This is a genomic window from Micromonospora okii (assembly GCF_020884795.1).
In the GTDB taxonomy this organism is placed as follows: Bacteria; Actinomycetota; Actinomycetes; order Mycobacteriales; family Micromonosporaceae; genus Micromonospora; species Micromonospora okii.
The window spans coordinates 479,635-496,603 of sequence record NZ_BBZF01000015.1 but is presented as its reverse complement, the minus strand read 5'-3'; the positions used below and the strand labels follow the sequence as shown (position 1 = coordinate 496,603).

Sequence of the window (16,969 nt, the reverse complement as noted above, 5' to 3'; positions counted from 1 at the left end):
TCCGTCGAGCCCACGAAGTCGGCCGCCGTGACCACCTCGTGCCGGCACTCCGGGTGCACCAGCACGTTCACCCCCGGCACCCGTTCCCGCACGTCGCGCACGCTGTCCAGGGTGAACCGCCCGTGCACCGAGCAGTGCCCCCGCCACAGGATCATCTTCGCGTCGCGGAGCTGCTGCGGGGTGAGCCCGCCGCCCGGCTTGTGCGGGTCGTAGAGCACGCAGTCGTCGAGGGAGAGGCCCATCTCCAGCACGGCGGTGTTGCGCCCCAGGTGCTGGTCGGGCAGGAAGAACACCTTCGACCCCTGCTGGAAGGCCCAGTCCAGCGCCCGGCGCGCGTTGGACGAGGTGCAGACCACGCCGCCGTTGCGGCCGACGAAGCCCTTGATGTCCGCCGAGGAGTTCATGTACGTCACCGGGACCGTCTCCCCGGCGACGCCGAGGTCGGTCAGCACGTCCCAGGCGGCCTCCACCTGCGCCAGCACGGCCATGTCCGCCATCGAGCAGCCAGCGGCCAGGTCGGGCAGCACCACCTTCTGCGCGTCGGAGGTGAGGATGTCGGCGCTCTCGGCCATGAAGTGCACGCCGCAGAAGACGATGTACTCCGCGTCCGGCCGGGCCGCCGCCTCGCGGGCCAGCTTGAACGAGTCACCCGTCACGTCGGCGAACTGGATCACCTCGTCGCGCTGGTAGTGGTGCCCCAGCACGAAGACCCGGTCGCCCAGGGCGGCCTTCGCCGCGGCGGCCCGGGCCACCAGGTCGGGATCGCTGGGCGCCGGCAGGTCGCCCGGACACTCCACGCCACGCTCGGTGGCGGGATCGCTGCCGCGCCCGAGCAGCAGCAGGGCCGTCGCGGTGTTGGAGGGTTCCACCCAGGTCGAAGTCACGCCCCTCATGCTCCCACAGCCGTGCCAGGCCGCGGCCGGCGTGCGTGTGGGCTGTCCCACTGCCGCCCGCCGATGTGCCCTGCCACACTGCTCGACATGCGCGTGCTGCTCTGCCCCGACAAGTTCGCCGGCACGCTGCCGGCCCAGGAGGTCGCCGCCGCGGTGGCCGAGGGCTGGCGGGAGGTGGCCGACGGCGACGAGCTGCTCATCCGGCCCCTCGCCGACGGGGGGCCCGGCTTCGTCGCCGTCCTGGCCGACGCGCTCGGCGGCCGACGGATTCCGGTGCCGACCGTCGACCCGCTCGGCCGGCCCACCGACGCTGAGATCCTGCTCACCGACGACGGCACGGCGTACCTGGAGAGCGCCCAGGCGTGCGGACTGCACCTGCTCGCCGCCGCCGAGCGCGACCCGAAGGCGACCACCTCGTACGGGCTCGGCGCGCTGGTCACCGCCGCCGTGGAGAACGGCGCGCGGACGGTGGTCGTCGGGCTGGGCGGCTCCGGCACCAACGACGGCGGGGCCGGCCTGCTCACCGCGCTCGGCGTCACGCCGCTGGACGAGGCCGGCCGGGCGCTGCCGTACGGCGGGGCGGCGCTGGCCGGGACCGCCGCGCTCGACGGGGCGCCCCGGCTGCGCGGGGCCACCCTGGTCGCCGCCACCGACGTGGACAACCCGCTGCTCGGGCTGCACGGGGCCAGCAACGTGTACGGCCCGCAGAAGGGCGCGACCCGCCCCGACGTCCTGCTGCTCGACGCCGCGCTGGAGCGCTTCGCCGCCGTACTCGAACGGGACCTGCCGGGGTGCCCGCCCGGCCTCGGCGCGCTGCCCGGCGGCGGTGCGGCCGGCGGGCTCGGTGCGGCGATCCTGGCCCTCGGCGGCCGGTGCGCCTCCGGCATCGACCTGGTCACCGAGGCGATCGGCCTGCCCGCCGCCCTCGACGCGGCGGACCTGGTGATCACCGGCGAGGGGTCGTTCGACCACCAGTCGCTGCGCGGCAAGGTCGTGGCCGGGGTGGCCGGCGCGGCCCGGGACCGGGGCGTGCCGTGCGTGGTGCTGGCGGGGCAGGTGAGCACCGGGCGGCGCGAGGCCGCCGCGGCGGGGGTGACCGACGCGTACAGCCTCGTGGAGCACTTCGGCGGGGAGGAGCGCGGCGGGCTCGACGCGGCGCTGCGCCGCCCGGCGGAGGGGCTGCGGCAGCTCGGCGCCCGCCTGGCCGGTCAGTGGAGCCGGTGACGCCCGCGCACCCCGGCCGCCGTCACGCGGGTGGTCCCGGCCGGGGCGGCGTACCATCGGAGGCGCGACCGGGAATCACTGGACGACGGAGACGTTGGCCAGTGAGTCCAGACCCAGACCGCGCAGGGAGACTTCCACGTGACCACGCCAGCGCAGACCGAGTCGACCGAGGCCCAGGCCCCTACTTCCGTCGTCCTCACCGACGTCGCGGCGCAGAAGGTCAAGGCCCTGATCGAGCAGGAGGGCCGCGACGACCTGCGGCTCCGGGTGGCGGTGCAGCCGGGCGGCTGCTCCGGCCTGCGGTACCAACTCTTCTTCGACGAGCGCTCGCTCGACGGTGACGTCGTCACCGACTACGACGGCGTCGAGGTCGTCGTCGACCGGATGAGCGCCCCCTACCTGACCGGCGCCACCATCGACTTCGCCGACCGGATCGACGCCCAGGGCTTCACCATCGACAACCCGAACGCGGGCAACTCCTGCGCCTGCGGCGACTCGTTCAGCTAGGTCGAGCCGCTCCGGCCCACGCGCGACGGGGCCGCCCCGCACCGGGGGCGGCCCCGTCGCCGTTCCTGGCCCACGACGTCACCGTCCGGGGCCGGCCGCGGGGGCGTGATCGATGCGCGGGCCGAGCCCGACCGGAACGCGAGCCGGCCCGGTAGGCTGACCCGCGCCGTGCTCCCGACCACGAGGGTTGACATGAAGATCGCCGTGACCGGCTCGATCGCGACCGACCACCTGATGAGCTTCCCCGGCCGGTTCGCCGACCAGTTCATCGCCGACCAGCTCGACAAGGTGTCGCTGTCCTTCCTGGTGGACGACCTGGTGCTGCGCCGGGGCGGGGTGGCCGCCAACATCGCCTTCGGCATGGGGCAGCTCGGCCTGCGCCCGATCCTCGTCGGCGCGGTCGGCGCCGACTTCGCCGACTACCGGTCCTGGCTGGAGCGGCACGGCGTCGACTGCGACTCGGTGCACGTCAGCGAGGTGGCGCACACGGCCCGCTTCGTCTGCACCACCGACACCGACATGTGCCAGATCGCCTCCTTCTACGCGGGGGCGATGAGCGAGGCACGCAACATCGAGCTGGCCCCCGTCGCGCAGCGCCTCGGCGGCCTCGACCTGGTGCTGGTCGGCGCCAACGACCCCGAGGCGATGCGGCGGCACTCCGCCGAGTGCCGCAACCGGGGGTACGCCTTCGTCGCCGACCCGTCCCAGCAGCTCGCCCGCATGGACGGCGGCGACGTGGTGGGGCTGATCGACGGCGCCGAGTACCTGATGACCAACGAGTACGAGAAGTCGCTGCTCCAGAGCAAGGCCGGCCTCACCGACGCGCAACTGCTGGACCGGGTGAAGGTGCGGGTCACCACGCTGGGCAAGCGCGGCGCGGAGATCGCCGGCCGCGACTTCGGCACCATCCACGTGCCCATCGCGCGGGAGATCGAGGCCGTCGACCCGACCGGCGTCGGGGACGGGTTCCGGGCCGGCTTCTTCACCGCCCTCTCCTGGGGGCTGGGCCTGGAGCGCGCCGCCCAGGTCGGCTCCCTGCTGGCCACGCTGGTGCTGGAGACCGTCGGCACCCAGGAGTACGCCGTGCGCCCCGACCTGTTCGTCAAGCGGCTCGCCGAGTCCTACGGCGACGCCGCCGCCGACGACGCCCGCCCCCACCTGCTCCCGTGAGCGCTGCCCCGCTGATCGTCCGCTGACAGGAGGTCGCGGGGAGAGCTTGATCGACTCCGTGTCGGCGGCATCGCGCCTTCATCCGTCGCCTGATCGCCCGATGTCGGCGACACGGATTCGATCAACCGCGCGGTGATGGTGATGCCGCCTCGCGGCCGGTGCCGCGTCCCGCCCGGCGGATGTTAGGAAGGGGCCCTTGCTCTACAGAATGCGTTAACAGGGTGCCCCTCCTTACCGAGGCGGAGAACTAGCGCTGGGGCCGGCCGACGGTGCCCGAGGTGGCGGCGGCGACGAACGCGGTCCACTGGTGGGCGGGGAAGACGAGCGTCGGGCCGGAGCGGTCCTTGCTGTCCCGCACCGCCATCACGTCGGGCAGCGCGGCGCACTCCACGCAGTCGCCGTTGTTGGCGCTGCGGCTGCTGGTGAACCAGCGGGCGGCGGCGAGGTCGGGGGTGGTGGGCATGGTGGCCTCCGAGGGGCTATGACGCGCCGGCCAGCTCCCTGATCAACGCGCGCGACTCGGTGGGGGAGAGGGCGACCTGGCGCAGGTTGTCGGCCACCATGCTATAGGTCCGCACCCCGTCCGGGTCCTGCACGTAAACCGCTCCGTCCAGCACCTCGGTGTAGGCGATCGGCCGGACGTGGGCGAAGCCCAGCAGCACGAACTTGCCCAGCGGCGTCGCGGAGTGCGGGCCGTCCTCGGGGCGGAGCACCTGCACCGTGACGTTCGGCAGCTCCGACATGTCGACCAGGTGCGTGAGCTGCGCCCGCCGGGTCTCGTCGCCGTTCACCCGCAGCCGCAGGGCGGCCTCGCCGATCACCGCGTGCAGGGTGAGGGGCTCGTCGTCGGTGAGCCGCCGGGCCCGGGCCTGCCGGAAGGACACGAACCGCTCGGCGTGGTCGGGGCGGACGAACCCGGTGCCGAGGGTCAGCGCCTGGGCGTACTCCTCGGTCTGGAGCAGGCCGGGGATGACCATGGACTCGAAGACGAACGCGCTGTCGGCCAGGCCCTCAAGCCCGACATACGTCTTGAACCAGTCCGGCATCACGGCCGCCCACGGTGCCCACCAGGTCTTCGCGTCGGAGCGGGTGGCGAGCGCCGTGAGCCGGTCGACGGCCTCCTGTTCCGCCCCGCAGGCTCGCAGCACGCTCGCGATGTCGTCGGGGAACTGCTGATAGCGGCCGGTCTCCATGTGGCTGAGCTTCGGCTTGCCGATGCCGGTCCTGGCGGCGAGTTCGGCCAGCGTCATGGGCGACTCGCGCCGGTACCGGCCGAGTTCCGCCCCGATCAGCCAGCGCAGCGCGGAGGGGTCGGTGCGTGGTCCCACGGTTCATCTCCGATCTGGTCGTTCTAGAAACTCATCATGCCGTTGCTCCTTCCATGGAGCAAGCATGTCGGCTATATGTATAGCCAACCAATTGCGGAGGTAGCTCATGGAAGAGACGCGAGTCGAGCAGTTCGGCACGGAGGAGGAGTTCCAGCAGGCGCTTGTCGAACTCGTCAACGAGTTCGCCCCCCGTCGGTTCGCCATCTGTGAGGAACATGGCGACCGGATCGACGGTGACGTCTTCGCCTGGGGGCTCGCGTTCACCGACGGCGCGGTGCTCTGGGGCGACGCCGACTCCCTCGCCGGTCGCTTCCGCGATGCGGAAAGCGCCGTGCGCCTCTTCGCGAGGACGGGGCGACGGCTGCGCCTGATCTGGGTCGACGAGTAGGTCAGTGCAGGCGGCGGACGTCGTAGCCGGGGCCCTCGCCGGTGGCGGCGACGAACTCCTGGCCGCGCATCCGGCACCACGCCGGGATGTCGACGGCGGCGGCCGGGTCGTCGGCGAGCACCCGCAGCACCGCGCCGACCGGCAGCTCGGGCAGCCGCCGGGCCAGCCGGATCACCGGCAGCGGGCACCGCATCCCCCGACAGTCCAGCACCTCGACCGGGTCCGGCCCGCCCACCGGGTCCGGACCGGGCACATCCGCCGGCCTCGGCCCCGACGCGTCGCTCGGCCCGGTCACAGCCCGACCACCCCCGCCTCGGCGCGCAGGCCGGCGACGATCCCGGGCAGCTCGTCGAGGAACCGCTCGACCTGCTCGGAGGTCGTCTCCCGGTGCAGCGAGACGCGCACGTTGCCGTGCGAGAGCACACCCATCGCCTCCAGCACGTGCGACGGGCGCAGCGTCGACGACGTGCAGGCCGAGCCCGAGGAGACCGCGAAACCCCGCCGGTCCAGCGCGTGCAGCAGCGCCTCGCCGTCGACGTACAGGCAGGAGAAGGTGACCAGGTGGGGCAGCCGGTCGACCGGGTCGCCGACGACCTCCACGTCCGGCACCTCGGCCGTCACCCGGGCCCGGATCCGGTCCACCAGCGGTGCGAGCCGCGCCGCCTCGGCCACCGCGTCGGCCGCCGCCGCGCGCAGGCTCGCCGCCGCCGCCACGACCGTCGGCAGGTTCACCACCCCCGGGGTACGCCCGAACTCCCGCTCGTCGGCCGGCCACGGCGACACCCAGCGGGTGCCCTTGCGGACCACGAGCAGCCCGACGCCGGGCGGGCCGCCCCACTTGCGGGCGCTGGCGGTCAGCACCGACCAGCCGGGCGGCACGGGGGAGCGGCCCACGAGCTGCGCCGCGTCGACGTACAGCGGCACCCTGGCGGCGGCGCAGGCGGCGGCGGCCTCGGCCACCGGCTGCACCGTGCCCACCTCGTGGCTGGCCCCGATCAGGGCGGCGAAGGCCACCCCGGGCGCGCCCACCGCCGCCGACCACGCGCCCCGGTCGAGCCGGCCGAGGCGGTCCACCGGCACCGGGACGGCCGTGCCACCGTGGGCGACGTGCTGCTCGGCGGCGTGCAGCACCGCCGAGTGCTCGATCGCCGAGTGGACCAGCGTGCCGCCGACCCGACGCCGCCCGGCGAGGCCGCCGAGGACGGCGGTGTGCGCGGCGGCCGTACCGCTGGGGGTGAAGGAGAGTTCGTCGGCGCGGACGCCGAGCGTCGCGGCGGCGGCCTCGCGGGCGGCGTCGAGGAGTTGGCGGGCCCGGCGGCCGGCGCCGTACAGCTTGCCGGGGTCGGCCCAGCCGTCGTCGAGGGCCGCCAGCAGGGCCTGCCGGGCGACGGGGTGCAGCGGGGCGGCGGTGGCCGCGTCCAGGTGGACCGGGGATGCGCTCACAGCGCCGACGCTATCGCGCCGGTACGCGCACGATCCCCCCGATGGGGGCCGACGGCCACCCCAACACGGCCAGGCCCCTTATGGTCGAGTAATCTGCGACCGTCGGTGACGCCTTTGCCGCTGGTCGGGAGAAACCCACCACCACGGCGCGCTAGGGAGGCAGGACCAGGTGGTCGCAAGGAGTTCGGAGGTACGGCGCTCGGCCGTACGGCACGGCGCTTCTCCAGGAGCCGGTGGACGGCCGCGGCGTGGTGCTGGGCGGCTCGCCGGGCTCGGCCTCGGCGGCGTTGCGCTGCTGGTCTCGCTCACGGGCTGTGACGTCGGCAAGGCGTTCGGCGGCTTCGGCTGGCCGCAGGGCGGCATCACGCCCGAGGCGAACCGGATGTACGACCTGTGGATCGCCTCCTGCATCGCGGCGCTCGCCGTCGGCGTGTTCGTCTGGGGCCTGATCTTCTGGTGCGTCGTGCGCTACCGGAAGCGGGGCAACGAGCTGCCGGTGCAGACCCGCTACAACATGCCGATGGAGTTCCTCTACACGATCGCCCCGATCCTGGTCGTGTCGGTGCTCTTCTACTACACCGCCGTCGTGCAGACCGACGTGGTGAAGGTGACGAAGAACCCGGACGTGACGGTCGAGGTCGTCGCCTTCAAGTGGAACTGGCAGTTCAACTACCGCGACGGCCAGGGCCCGGAGGCCAACACCGTGGCGTCGGTGCTCGGCACCAGCGAGGTCATCCCGATCCTGGTCCTGCCGACCGGCCGCTCCGTGCGCTTCGAGGAGACCAGCCGGGACGTCATCCACTCCTTCTGGGTGCCGGAGATGCTGTTCAAGCGGGACGTCATGCCGGGCAACATCCGCAACGTCTTCGAGGTCTCCAGCTTCGACGCCGAGGGCGCCTACGTCGGCCGCTGCGCCGAGCTGTGCGGCAGCTACCACGCCTTCATGAACTTCGAGCTGCGGGTCGTCTCGCCGGAGCAGTACGACGGCTTCCTGGCGGCCAAGCGCGAGGGCAAGTCGACGCAGGAGGCGCTCTCGGCGGTCGGCGAGGAGCCGTACGCCACCGAGACCAAGCCGTTCGACACGCGGCGCAACACGGCCAACTTCAACCCCGACGACGTCGCGTCCGGCGCGGGAAGCTGAGGGAGCGGGCATGAAGACCGAGTGGCGTATCTTCCTGATCATCGCCGGGTTCCTCTTCGGCGCGACCGTCCTCTACGGCTCCTGGACGTACGGCGACTCCGGCGGCCGGATCGAGTGGATCGGCACCGTGGCGCTGCTGCTGTCGTTCCTGCTCTGCACGATGTGCGGCGGCTTCTTCTGGTTCGTCTCCCGCCGCATCGACCTGCGGCCGGAGGACCGGCCGGACGGCGAGATCGCCGACGGCGCGGGCGAGATCGGCTTCTTCAGTCCGGGCAGCTACTGGCCGATCGGGCTGGCGCTGGCTGCCTCGCTCGCCGGTCTGGGCCTGGCGTTCTGGCAGTTGTGGCTGATCGGGGCGGGCCTCCTGACGGTCATCTTCGCCGCCTCCGGCCTGCTCTTCGAGTACTACAGCGGCACCCGCCGCACCGCCGAGCACTGACGGCACCGACCACCGACGCGTGAGCCCGCGCCCCCGCCTCCTCGGCGGGGGCGCGGGCTTTTTTCTGTCGGGGCGCGGGCCCTGCCGTGTCGGCGCGCGGCTGTCGTGGAGCAGTCCGGGGCGTGCCGGGGCGGGGGCGTGCCGGGGTCGATGATCGACACCGTGCCGGCGACATGGGGCGAAAAACGCCGCCCGGATACCGCCATGTCGGCGACATGCAGGGCGGACGTGGCCCGGCCACGGGCGGGCTGGGGCGGGCGGGCCGGGGTAGGTCAGGCCGCGTCGGGGCGGGACCTGGGCCGGGAGGCGGGCCGGCGGCCTTCGCCGGCGAGCCCGGCGGCCGGGAGGGTGAAGGCGGCCACCAGCAGTGCCGTGCCGCAGCCGGTGCAGACCAGCTCCGGGCAGTCGGGGTCGTGGCCGTCGGCGCAGGGCGGCACCTCGAACGGCCGCACGCCCTCACAGGTGTCGCAGTGGAGTTCGCGGTTCGACACGGTGGCCTCTCCTCTCGCTGCCGGCCGGAACGGAGACCGGAAGATCATTCGGGAGTAGCTTCCCACGCGGGTCCGACACTTCCACCTGGGCGGGAGCGGGAGTGGGGGAGCGGGGGCCGGGTCGGGCCGCCGTCAGGCCGCGCGGGCGACCTTGATCCAGCGCTCCAGCGTCGCTGCGGCGGCCCCCGAGTCGATCGACTCGGCGGCGCGGGCCATGCCGGCGCGCAGCGCCTCCGTCAGGTCGCCGTCGAGCGGGCCCTGGGTGGCCAGCGCTGCGGCGGCGTTGACCAGCACCGCGTCCCGTACCGGCCCGGTCTCGCCGGCCAGCAGCCGCCGCGCCACCCCGGCGTTGTGCGCCGCGTCGCCGCCCCGCAGGTCGGCCAGGGTGGCCCGGGGCACCCCGAGGTCCGCCGCGTCCAGCAGCGCCTCCCTGACGGTGCCCGCCTGGGCCACCCAGACGCGGGTGGGCGCGGCGGTGGTGAACTCGTCGAGGCCGTCCTCGCCGCGCAGCACCAGGACGGAGTCGCCCCGGGCGGCGAAGACGGCGGCCATCACCGGGGCCATCCGCGCGTCGAAGCAGCCGACCGCGCCGGCCCGGGGCCGGGCCGGGTTGGTCAGCGGGCCGAGGAAGTTGAAGAACGTCGGCACCCCCAGCTCGCGCCGGGTCGGGCCGGTGTGCCGCATGCCCGGGTGGAACCGGCCGGCGAAGCAGAAGCCGATGCCGGCCTCGGCCACGCACCGGGCCACCCCCTCCGGGGCCAGGTCCAGCGGCAGGCCCAGGAACTCCAGCAGGTCGGCGGTGCCGCAGGAGGAGGACGCGGCCCGGTTGCCGTGCTTGACCACCCGGACGCCCGCGCCGGCCACCACGAGGGCGGCCATGGTGGAGATGTTCACCGTGTGGGCGAGATCACCGCCGGTGCCGACCACGTCGAGCGCGGCCGTGCGCAGCTCCTCCGGCAGCACCACGGGGACCGCCTCGCCGAGCATCGCCTCGACCAGCCCGGCCAGCTCGGCCGGCGTCTCGCCCTTGGCCCGCAGCGCGACGGCGAAGCCGGCGATCTGCGCCGGGGCCGCCGCGCCGTTCATGATCTCGCCCATCGCCCAGGCTGTGTCGGCGGTGGCGAGCTGCTCGCCGCGCAGCAGCGCGGAGATGAGATGCGGCCAGGTCCGTTCGCCCATGGCGGGCCTCCCGAGCGGCGTGGGGTGCGGGGAAGGATGCGAGCGGCACACCCGGCGACGGTGCCGGGCGGCCGTGACGTCGGGCCGCGGTGGCTCAGGCGGGGGTGTGGGCGCGCAGCAGCTCGGCCACGGTGGCGCCGGTGGTCACCGGGTCGAGCGGGTGCACCAGGGTGGCCTCGACCTCGGCGTACGCGGCCAGCCAGCGGTCGGCGGCGCGGGCGATCACCAGGCAGGCCGGCGGGGAGTCGTCGCGGTCGTCCTTGATCTGGCGGGCGATGCCGAGGCCGCCGCCGGGGCTCGCCTCGCCGTCGAGCAGCAGCAGGTCGATCTCGTAGTCGTCGACGAGCCGGATGCACTCCCCGTAGTTGGAGGCGTCCACGAACTCGACCCGCAGCCCGGGGGCGGGCCGGGTGCCGACGGCCAGCCGCATCCGGTCGCGGACCTGCGGGTCGTCGCTGTAGAGCAGGACGGTGCAAAGACGATCGCTCATCGCTGGCTGGCTCCCACCTCGTAGCTGCCCGCTGATGGTACCCGCCGTCCTCGGCCGCCCGGCCCCCCGCCCTCGACCGCCCGGCCCGCTGCCCGGCAGCCCCGCCCGGCGCGTACCGGGCGGAGGGCTGTCAGACGGCGGAGCCGGCGGCCTCGTCGGCGCGTTGGCGGGCCTCCTGGCGGTCCAGTTCGCGGTCGAGCCGGCGGGACTCCCGCTCGGACTGGCGGATCCACTGCACCACCAGGACGGCGAGCATCGTCACGCTCACGAACTCGCCGCCGGCCCACAGGATGCCGCCGGCGACCACCTGGTCGTCCCACGGGTTCGACCAGCTCAGGTTGAGCGAGGGGTACCAGTCGTCGCCGAGCAGCGTGGTGCTCTGCATGATCGTGAGGCCGAGCACGGTGTGGAACGGCACGGACAGCAGCATCAGCAGCGCCCGCGCCGGGTACGGCCAGCGCCCCGGCAGTGGGTCGAGCCCGAGCAGCGGCCAGAAGAACACGCAGCCGGTCATGATGAAGTGCGCGTGCACCACCTCGTGCGCCCAGGCGTGTTCGAGGGTGTAGCGGTACAGGCCGGTGAAGTAGAGCACGAACGGGTTCGCCACGAAGATGGCGAAGGCCACCAGCGGGAAGCTGTAGATCCGCACGACGCGGCTGTGCACGATCGCCAGGAGCCGCTTGCGCGGTCGCAGCGGCAGGGTGCGCAGCGCCAGGGTGACCGGGGCGCCGAGGGCGAGGAAGATCGGGGAGATCATGGAGAGCACCATGTGCTGCACCATGTGCACCGACAGCAGCGCCGTGTCGTAGGCGTGCAGGCCGCTCAGCGTGACCAGTGCGATGCCGCCGAGGCCGGGGCCGAGGAAGAACACGGTGCGGGAGACGGGCCAGCGGTCCCCGCGCAGCCGCAGCCGGTGCACGCCGTAGAGGTAGAGGCCGGCGGCGAGCACCAGCCCGAGGGCCAGCCAGCTGTCCAGCCGGGTCTCGGTGAAGATCCGGACGGCGGTGAACGGCGGCGGCAGCGGGTCTCCGCCGGCCGCGAGCGCCGGCGGCGCGGTGGCCGCCGTGGTGGCGGCGAAGATCGAATCGACGTGCAGCACGCTTTTCAGGCTAGGCCAGGCGAACCGGACCGCCACGATCGGGCCACGGATACCACCGGTTTGGCCCCCCGCTGATCGCCGGCCGTGGTCAGGGGCAATAATGACCGCGTGACTGCGGCCCCAGCCATTGACAAGAGCCGGATCCACTCCCTGACACGCCCCAACATGGTCAGCGTCGGGACGATCGTGTGGCTCTCCAGCGAACTCATGTTCTTCGCGGCACTGTTCGCGATGTACTTCTCCATCCGCGCGGCGGCGCCGGAGCAGTGGGCGGAACACACCCAGCACCTCAACATTCCGTACGCGACGACCTTCACGGCGATCCTGGTGGCGTCCTCGATCACCTGCCAGATCGGCGTGTTCGCGGCGGAGCGGGGTGACGTCCACGCCCTGCGGCGCTGGTTCACGATCACCTTCGTGATGGGTCTGATCTTCGTGCTCGGCCAGCTCAACGAGTACGTGACCCTCGTCCACGAGGGGGTGAAGATCAACGCCGACGGGTACGGATCGATGTTCTACCTGACCACCGGCTTCCACGGCCTGCACGTGGCCGGCGGTCTGGTCGCCTTCCTGATCTTCATGGTCCGCACGACCATGGGCCGCTTCACCCCGGCCCAGGCCACGTCGGCGATCGTCGTGTCGTACTACTGGCACTTCGTCGACGTCGTGTGGATCGGTCTCTACCTCATGATCTACTGGCTCCAGTGATCTTGGCGCGTCACGCGGCGCGCCGCTGCCCCGTCCCCTGAGACAAGGTCCCACCGGTTAAGGACACAGGTCATGACTTCTGACAACGACCGCCGACGCGGCCTGCTCGCGCGGTTGCGCGGCCAGCGGTCCGCAGCGCGCAGCAGGGGCCGCCGCCGGCTGGGCGCCGCGGTCCGGCTGATCGCCGCGCTCACGCTGGCCGGCGGCGCCTACACCGTCTTCGCCCCCGGAGTGCAGGCGCAGGAAAACCCGCCGCTCACCGGCGCCGCCGCCGAGGGCAAGGCGCTGTTCGACGTGAGCTGCGTGTCCTGCCACGGCCGTAACGCGCAGGGTGTCGAGGGTCGTGGCCCGAGCCTGGTCGGGGTCGGCGCGGCCTCGGTCGAGTTCCAGGTGAGCACCGGCCGGATGCCGATGGCCCGCCAGGAGGTGCAGGCCCAGCGCAAGCCCCCGGTCTTCACCGACGAGCAGACCCGCCAGCTCGCCCAGTTCGTCCAGGAGCTGGGCGGCGGTCCGCAGATCCCGCACGGCAACCTGGCCGAGGGCGCGAACCTGGCCACCGGCGGCGAGCTGTTCCGGGTCAACTGCTCGCAGTGCCACGCCTTCGGCGGCGGCGGCGGTGCCCTCTCCTCGGGCAAGTTCGCCCCGAGCCTGAACCCCGCCAGCGACCGGCAGATCTACGCCGCGATGCTCAGCGGCCCGCAGAACATGCCGGTCTTCGGGGACAACCAGATCACCCCGGAGCAGAAGGCGGACATCATCGCCTATATCCAGGACACCCTGAAGACCAACCAGGACCAGGGTGGCTTCAACCTCGGTCGGTACGGGCCGTCCACCGAGGGACTGGCGATCTTCCTGGTCGGCATCGTCGCGCTCGTCTTCGCCTGCCTGTGGATTGCGGGTAAGTCGTGACCGAGGGCATCACTCGATTCAGCGCCGTGGTGCCGCAGCCCGGCACCGCCCGTAGCGAGGTGACGGCATGAGCACCAAGACCGAGCACCAGGCCCAGCCGGGCCCGGAGCCGCTCGACGTCCACGACCCGCGGCTGAGCCGGTTCGACATCGTCCGCGAGGGCGCGCGGCGGGACGACATCGAGATCGTCCACTACGAGGAGCAGGTCGCCCCCGGCAGCAAGGCCGAGCGGCGGCTGACCCGTACGGTCGCGCTGTTCTTCCTGCTGACCGGCCTCGCCGCGACGGCGTTCCTGGTCATCTACATCTGGTGGCCGTGGAAGTACGACGCCGGCTCCGGCGGGGACAACCTCTACACCCCGCTGCTCGGCGTCACCCTCGGCGTGGCCCTGCTCGCCGTGGGCTTCGGCATCCTCACCTGGGGCAAGAAGCTGCTGCCCAAGGAGGTGTCGATCCAGGACCGGCACGAGAACGACCCCACCTCGGCGGAGAGTCGCAAGATCACCGGCGAGACCATGCTCTTCCTCGCCGACGAGATGGGCGTGAAGCGCCGGCCGCTGCTGGGCATCTCGCTGCTGGCGGGTCTCGCGCCGGTCGGCGCGGTCGCCGCGGCGCCGCTGGTCGGCGGCCTGATCTCCGACCCGCACAAGAACAACCAGATGTTCACCACCGGCTTCGCCCCCGCCGAGGGCGGGCAGAAGATCCGGCTGGTGCGCGAGGACGGGCGGCCCATTCGCCCGGCCGACATCAGCGTCGGCGGCCAGCTCACCGTCTTTCCCGGCATCGAGCACGGGGTGAGCAACAAGCACGCCGACTCCCCGACGCTGCTGATCCACCTGCGCGAGTCCGACGCGGTGACCTCCCGCGAGGCCAACCAGCGGGTCGGCCACGCGAACTACATGTGGGGCAACTACGTCGCGTTCTCCAAGATCTGCACGCACGCGGGCTGCCCGGCGAGCCTGTACGAGCAGCAGACCAACCGGCTGCTCTGCCCGTGCCACCAGTCGCAGTTCCTGATCACCGACAACGCGAAGCCGATCTTCGGGCCCGCCAGCCGGCGGCTGCCCCAGCTGCCGATCGAGGTCGACGCAGAGGGCTTCTTCGTGGCCTCGTCGGACTACACCGAGACCGTCGGGCCTGACTTCTGGGAGCGGCCGTGAAGCGTCGTAAGTTGGACATGGCGTCCGTTCCGGGCAAGGCCGCGGTGGGGGTGGACGAGCGTTTCCAGGTCTCCACCCCACTGCGCAAGCTGCTGAACAAGGTCTTCCCGGACCACTGGTCGTTCCTGCTCGGCGAGATCGCGCTGTTCTCGTTCGTCGTGCTGCTGCTCACCGGCGTCTTCCTGACGTTCTTCTACGAGCCGGCGATGACCGAGGTCGTCTACAACGGCAGCTACGCCCCGCTGCGGGGCACGCCGATGTCGGCCGCGTACGCCTCCAGCCTGGACATCTCGTTCGACGTCCGGGGCGGCCTGATCATGCGGCAGATGCACCACTGGTCGGCGCTGCTCTTCATGGCCGCGATCGTCGTGCACATGCTGCGCGTCTTCTTCACCGGCGCGTTCCGCAAGCCGCGCGAGACCAACTGGATCATCGGCTCGCTGCTGTTCTGGGTCGGCTTCCTGGCGGGCTTCACCGGCTACTCGCTGCCGGACGACGGTCTCTCCGGCACCGGCCTGCGGATCGCCTCGGCGATCATGCTGTCGATCCCGGTGATCGGCTCCTGGGTCACATCGTCGGTCTTCGGCGGGGAGTTCCCGGGTGAGATCATCATCAGCCGCTTCTTCATCGCCCACGTGCTGCTCGTGCCGGGTCTGCTGGTGGCGCTGATCAGCGCCCACCTGGGCCTGGTCTTCAAGCAGAAGCACACCCAGTGGCCCGGCCCCGGCCGGACCAACGACAACGTGGTCGGCGAGCGGATGTTCCCGCGCTACGCGCTGAAGCAGGGCGGCTTCTTCATGGTCGTCTTCGGCGTGATCGCCCTGATGGGCGGCCTGTTCCAGATCAACCCGATCTGGTACTTCGGCCCGTACGAGGCGTGGGTGGTCTCGGCCGCCAGCCAGCCCGACTGGTACGTCATGTTCCTCGACGGCTCGACCCGACTCATGCCGGCCTGGGAGATCAACATCCCGATCGGCGACGGGTACGTCATCCCGCCGCTGTTCTGGCCCACGGTCGTGCTGCCGGGCATCCTGGTCGGCCTCTCCACGCTCTACCCGTTCGTGGAGGCCCGCCGGCTCAAGGACACCCGCAGCCACAACCTGCTCCAGCGCCCCCGGGACGTGCCCGAGCGCACCGCGATCGGCGCGATGGCGGTGTCGTTCTACCTGGTGCTGACGCTCTCCGGCGCGAACGACGTGATCGCGGACAAGTTCCAGATCAGCCTGAACGCGATGACCTGGGCGGGCCGCATCGGCCTGCTGCTCGTCCCGCCGATCGCGTACTACCTGACGTACCGGATCTGCCTCGGCCTCCAGCAGCACGACCGGGAGGTGCTCGCCCACGGCGTGGAGACCGGCATCATCCGGCGACTGCCGGACGGCCGGTTCGAGGAGATCCACCAGCCGCTCACCGCGGTCGGCGAGGACGGCCACGGCGAGCTGGGGTACGTCGGCTGGGTGGTGCCGAAGAAGATGAACCGGCTCGGCGCCCTGGGCCCGGCCATCCGGGGCTTCTTCTACCCGATCGAGAAGCCGGCCGAGGCGCCGGTCTCGCCGGGGCACCCGCCGGTCGAGCCCCGGCAGGAGCGGGAGGAGATTGGCAGCGGGGAGCCCCGCCGCTGATCCGCCCGTAGCAACCGCACGCGGCGCCCGCCGGGAAACCGGCGGGCGCCGCGTCCGTTCTTCCCCCCTCTGCCACGGTCGTCGCGCCCGTCCGCTTTCCGACCCCGGGCGGCCGGCGGGCCGCCCCGCCGCCGCCCGCGAGCCGGACGCGGAACCGCAGGGTTAATCCGGGTCAGCCGGGTATCCGTGCGGTCCAACGAAAAAGGGGGGGAACATGTTGGGTCTCAAACGCCTCGGACTGCTCGCCGCGCTGGTGCTGGTCGGGCTGGCACCCGCGGCGGCGGCGCAGGCGGCGGCACAACCGTCGCAGCAGGACACCCAGTACCTTCAGGCGCTGCACCAGGTGAACCTGGCGGAGATCGAGACGGGGAACCTGGCCCAGCAGAAGGGCCAGAACCAGCAGGTCAAGGATCTGGGCGCCCAGTTCGTGACCGACCACACCCAGCTCGACCAGACGGTGCAGAGCACCGCGCAGCAGTTGAACGTCCAGCTTCCGGACGCGCCGACCACCGACCAGCAGAAGGTCATCGACCGGCTGAACGGCCTCAGCGGCGCCGAGTTCGACAAGGAGTGGGTGACCGCCGAGCTGGCCGGCCACGTCCAGGCCATCCAGGCCACCCAGACGGAGATCTCGCAGGGCTCCGAGCAGTCGGTGGTCCAGCTCGCCCAGAACGCGCTGCCGGTGCTCCAGGCGCACTACGACGCGCTGGTGGCCCTGGCCCAGACCCTGGGCGTCCCGGTTCCGCAGACCAGCGCCAGCGGCACGCCCAGCCCGGGCG

20 protein-coding genes are annotated in these 16,969 nt (G+C 72.5%); 11 read left to right on the top strand and 9 right to left on the bottom strand.

The window, feature by feature from the left end:
- Nucleotides 1-884, bottom strand: an 884-nt coding sequence (locus LPU43_RS11725; RefSeq protein ID WP_229400316.1) for a quinolinate synthase, incomplete at its 3' end; no start/stop codon positions are given.
- Nucleotides 885-956: 72 nt separating this feature from the next.
- Between LPU43_RS11725 and LPU43_RS11720 the strand changes: the two genes are divergently transcribed.
- From LPU43_RS11720 to LPU43_RS11710, 3 genes are all read left to right on the top strand, one after another.
- Nucleotides 957-2,117: a glycerate kinase family protein gene (locus tag LPU43_RS11720; protein ID WP_229400315.1), complete on the top strand. Its 1,161-nt coding sequence runs from the start codon at nucleotides 957-959 to the stop codon at nucleotides 2,115-2,117.
- A gap of 138 nt (nucleotides 2,118-2,255) precedes the next feature.
- Nucleotides 2,256-2,624: an iron-sulfur cluster insertion protein ErpA gene (gene erpA, locus LPU43_RS11715; RefSeq protein WP_131056096.1), complete on the top strand. Its 369-nt coding sequence runs from the start codon at nucleotides 2,256-2,258 to the stop codon at nucleotides 2,622-2,624.
- Nucleotides 2,625-2,816: 192 nt separating this feature from the next.
- On the top strand, nucleotides 2,817-3,794 hold the full coding sequence (locus tag LPU43_RS11710) for a carbohydrate kinase family protein (RefSeq protein ID WP_229400314.1): 978 nt from the start codon (nucleotides 2,817-2,819) through the stop codon (nucleotides 3,792-3,794).
- 247 nt (nucleotides 3,795-4,041) lie between these two features.
- Here LPU43_RS11710 and LPU43_RS11705 read toward each other — a convergent pair whose 3' ends face one another.
- Both LPU43_RS11705 and LPU43_RS11700 read right to left on the bottom strand, forming a co-directional pair.
- Nucleotides 4,042-4,257 (bottom strand): DUF397 domain-containing protein, encoded by a 216-nt coding sequence (locus tag LPU43_RS11705; RefSeq protein WP_229400313.1) that lies wholly within the window; start codon nucleotides 4,255-4,257, stop codon nucleotides 4,042-4,044.
- A gap of 16 nt (nucleotides 4,258-4,273) precedes the next feature.
- Nucleotides 4,274-5,122 carry a helix-turn-helix domain-containing protein gene (locus LPU43_RS11700; RefSeq protein ID WP_229400312.1) on the bottom strand — a complete coding sequence of 283 codons (849 nt, stop codon included), beginning with the start codon at nucleotides 5,120-5,122 and terminating at the stop codon, nucleotides 4,274-4,276.
- Between the two features lie 106 nt (nucleotides 5,123-5,228).
- On the opposite strand from LPU43_RS11700, the gene LPU43_RS11695 reads away from it, so the two are divergent.
- Nucleotides 5,229-5,510, top strand: coding sequence for a hypothetical protein (locus LPU43_RS11695; RefSeq protein ID WP_229400310.1), 282 nt, complete (start codon nucleotides 5,229-5,231; stop codon nucleotides 5,508-5,510).
- A 1-nt stretch (nucleotide 5,511) separates the two neighbouring features.
- On the opposite strand, the gene LPU43_RS11690 is transcribed toward LPU43_RS11695, so the two are convergent.
- The gene (locus LPU43_RS11690; RefSeq protein WP_255685202.1) at nucleotides 5,512-5,745 is read right to left on the bottom strand and encodes a sulfurtransferase TusA family protein; all 234 of its coding nucleotides are present in this window, start codon (nucleotides 5,743-5,745) and stop codon (nucleotides 5,512-5,514) included.
- Between the two features lie 56 nt (nucleotides 5,746-5,801).
- Entirely contained in the window at nucleotides 5,802-6,953 is a 1,152-nt protein-coding gene (locus LPU43_RS11685; RefSeq protein ID WP_229400308.1) for a cysteine desulfurase family protein, read from the bottom strand.
- Nucleotides 6,954-7,122: 169 nt separating this feature from the next.
- Here LPU43_RS11685 and ctaC point away from each other — a divergent pair, with 169 nt between their 5' ends.
- Nucleotides 7,123-8,094: an aa3-type cytochrome oxidase subunit II gene (gene ctaC / locus LPU43_RS11680; protein WP_229400307.1), complete on the top strand. Its 972-nt coding sequence runs from the start codon at nucleotides 7,123-7,125 to the stop codon at nucleotides 8,092-8,094.
- 10 nt (nucleotides 8,095-8,104) lie between these two features.
- On the top strand, nucleotides 8,105-8,533 hold the full coding sequence (locus LPU43_RS11675) for a cytochrome c oxidase subunit 4 (RefSeq protein WP_229400306.1): 429 nt from the start codon (nucleotides 8,105-8,107) through the stop codon (nucleotides 8,531-8,533).
- Between the two features lie 272 nt (nucleotides 8,534-8,805).
- On the opposite strand, the gene LPU43_RS11670 is transcribed toward LPU43_RS11675, so the two are convergent.
- The 4 genes from LPU43_RS11670 to LPU43_RS11655 form a co-directional block, all read right to left on the bottom strand.
- The gene (locus tag LPU43_RS11670; RefSeq protein ID WP_229400305.1) at nucleotides 8,806-9,024 is read right to left on the bottom strand and encodes a hypothetical protein; all 219 of its coding nucleotides are present in this window, start codon (nucleotides 9,022-9,024) and stop codon (nucleotides 8,806-8,808) included.
- A 132-nt stretch (nucleotides 9,025-9,156) separates the two neighbouring features.
- Entirely contained in the window at nucleotides 9,157-10,203 is a 1,047-nt protein-coding gene (trpD, locus tag LPU43_RS11665; RefSeq protein ID WP_229400304.1) for an anthranilate phosphoribosyltransferase, read from the bottom strand.
- Between the two features lie 94 nt (nucleotides 10,204-10,297).
- Nucleotides 10,298-10,693: a response regulator gene (locus LPU43_RS11660; RefSeq protein WP_229400303.1), complete on the bottom strand. Its 396-nt coding sequence runs from the start codon at nucleotides 10,691-10,693 to the stop codon at nucleotides 10,298-10,300.
- 130 nt (nucleotides 10,694-10,823) lie between these two features.
- The gene (locus tag LPU43_RS11655) at nucleotides 10,824-11,792 is read right to left on the bottom strand and encodes a cytochrome c oxidase assembly protein (protein ID WP_229400302.1); all 969 of its coding nucleotides are present in this window, start codon (nucleotides 11,790-11,792) and stop codon (nucleotides 10,824-10,826) included.
- A gap of 108 nt (nucleotides 11,793-11,900) precedes the next feature.
- On the opposite strand from LPU43_RS11655, the gene ctaE reads away from it, so the two are divergent.
- The 5 genes from ctaE to LPU43_RS11630 all read left to right on the top strand — a co-directional run.
- Nucleotides 11,901-12,500, top strand: coding sequence for an aa3-type cytochrome oxidase subunit III (gene ctaE, locus LPU43_RS11650; protein ID WP_229400301.1), 600 nt, complete (start codon nucleotides 11,901-11,903; stop codon nucleotides 12,498-12,500).
- Nucleotides 12,501-12,572: 72 nt separating this feature from the next.
- Nucleotides 12,573-13,409 carry a cytochrome bc1 complex diheme cytochrome c subunit gene (gene qcrC, locus LPU43_RS11645; RefSeq protein ID WP_229400299.1) on the top strand — a complete coding sequence of 279 codons (837 nt, stop codon included), beginning with the start codon at nucleotides 12,573-12,575 and terminating at the stop codon, nucleotides 13,407-13,409.
- A 67-nt stretch (nucleotides 13,410-13,476) separates the two neighbouring features.
- Nucleotides 13,477-14,568, top strand: a complete 1,092-nt coding sequence (gene qcrA, locus LPU43_RS11640; RefSeq protein ID WP_229400298.1) for a cytochrome bc1 complex Rieske iron-sulfur subunit — start codon at nucleotides 13,477-13,479, stop codon at nucleotides 14,566-14,568.
- Nucleotides 14,565-16,190, top strand: a complete 1,626-nt coding sequence (qcrB, locus tag LPU43_RS11635; RefSeq protein WP_229400297.1) for a cytochrome bc1 complex cytochrome b subunit — start codon at nucleotides 14,565-14,567, stop codon at nucleotides 16,188-16,190. The genes qcrA and qcrB overlap by 4 nt, the downstream gene beginning before the upstream one ends.
- A gap of 214 nt (nucleotides 16,191-16,404) precedes the next feature.
- A partial coding sequence (locus LPU43_RS11630; RefSeq protein WP_229400295.1) for a DUF4142 domain-containing protein occupies nucleotides 16,405-16,969 on the top strand: 565 nt, incomplete at its 3' end.

Excerpts from the sequence above, each read along its gene's own strand:
- LPU43_RS11720 (WP_229400315.1), top strand. The coding sequence starts at position 957 with ATGTGCCCTGCCACACTGCTCGACATGCGCGTGCTGCTCTGCCCCGAC.
- LPU43_RS11710 (WP_229400314.1), top strand. The coding sequence starts at position 2,817 with ATGAAGATCGCCGTGACCGGCTCGATCGCGACCGACCACCTGATGAGC.
- LPU43_RS11705 (WP_229400313.1), bottom strand. The coding sequence starts at position 4,257 with ATGCCCACCACCCCCGACCTCGCCGCCGCCCGCTGGTTCACCAGCAGC.
- LPU43_RS11695 (WP_229400310.1), top strand. The coding sequence starts at position 5,229 with ATGGAAGAGACGCGAGTCGAGCAGTTCGGCACGGAGGAGGAGTTCCAG.
- LPU43_RS11675 (WP_229400306.1), top strand. The coding sequence starts at position 8,105 with ATGAAGACCGAGTGGCGTATCTTCCTGATCATCGCCGGGTTCCTCTTC.
- trpD (WP_229400304.1), bottom strand. The coding sequence starts at position 10,203 with ATGGGCGAACGGACCTGGCCGCATCTCATCTCCGCGCTGCTGCGCGGC.
- LPU43_RS11660 (WP_229400303.1), bottom strand. The coding sequence starts at position 10,693 with ATGAGCGATCGTCTTTGCACCGTCCTGCTCTACAGCGACGACCCGCAG.
- qcrC (WP_229400299.1), top strand. The coding sequence starts at position 12,573 with ATGACTTCTGACAACGACCGCCGACGCGGCCTGCTCGCGCGGTTGCGC.
- qcrA (WP_229400298.1), top strand. The coding sequence starts at position 13,477 with ATGAGCACCAAGACCGAGCACCAGGCCCAGCCGGGCCCGGAGCCGCTC.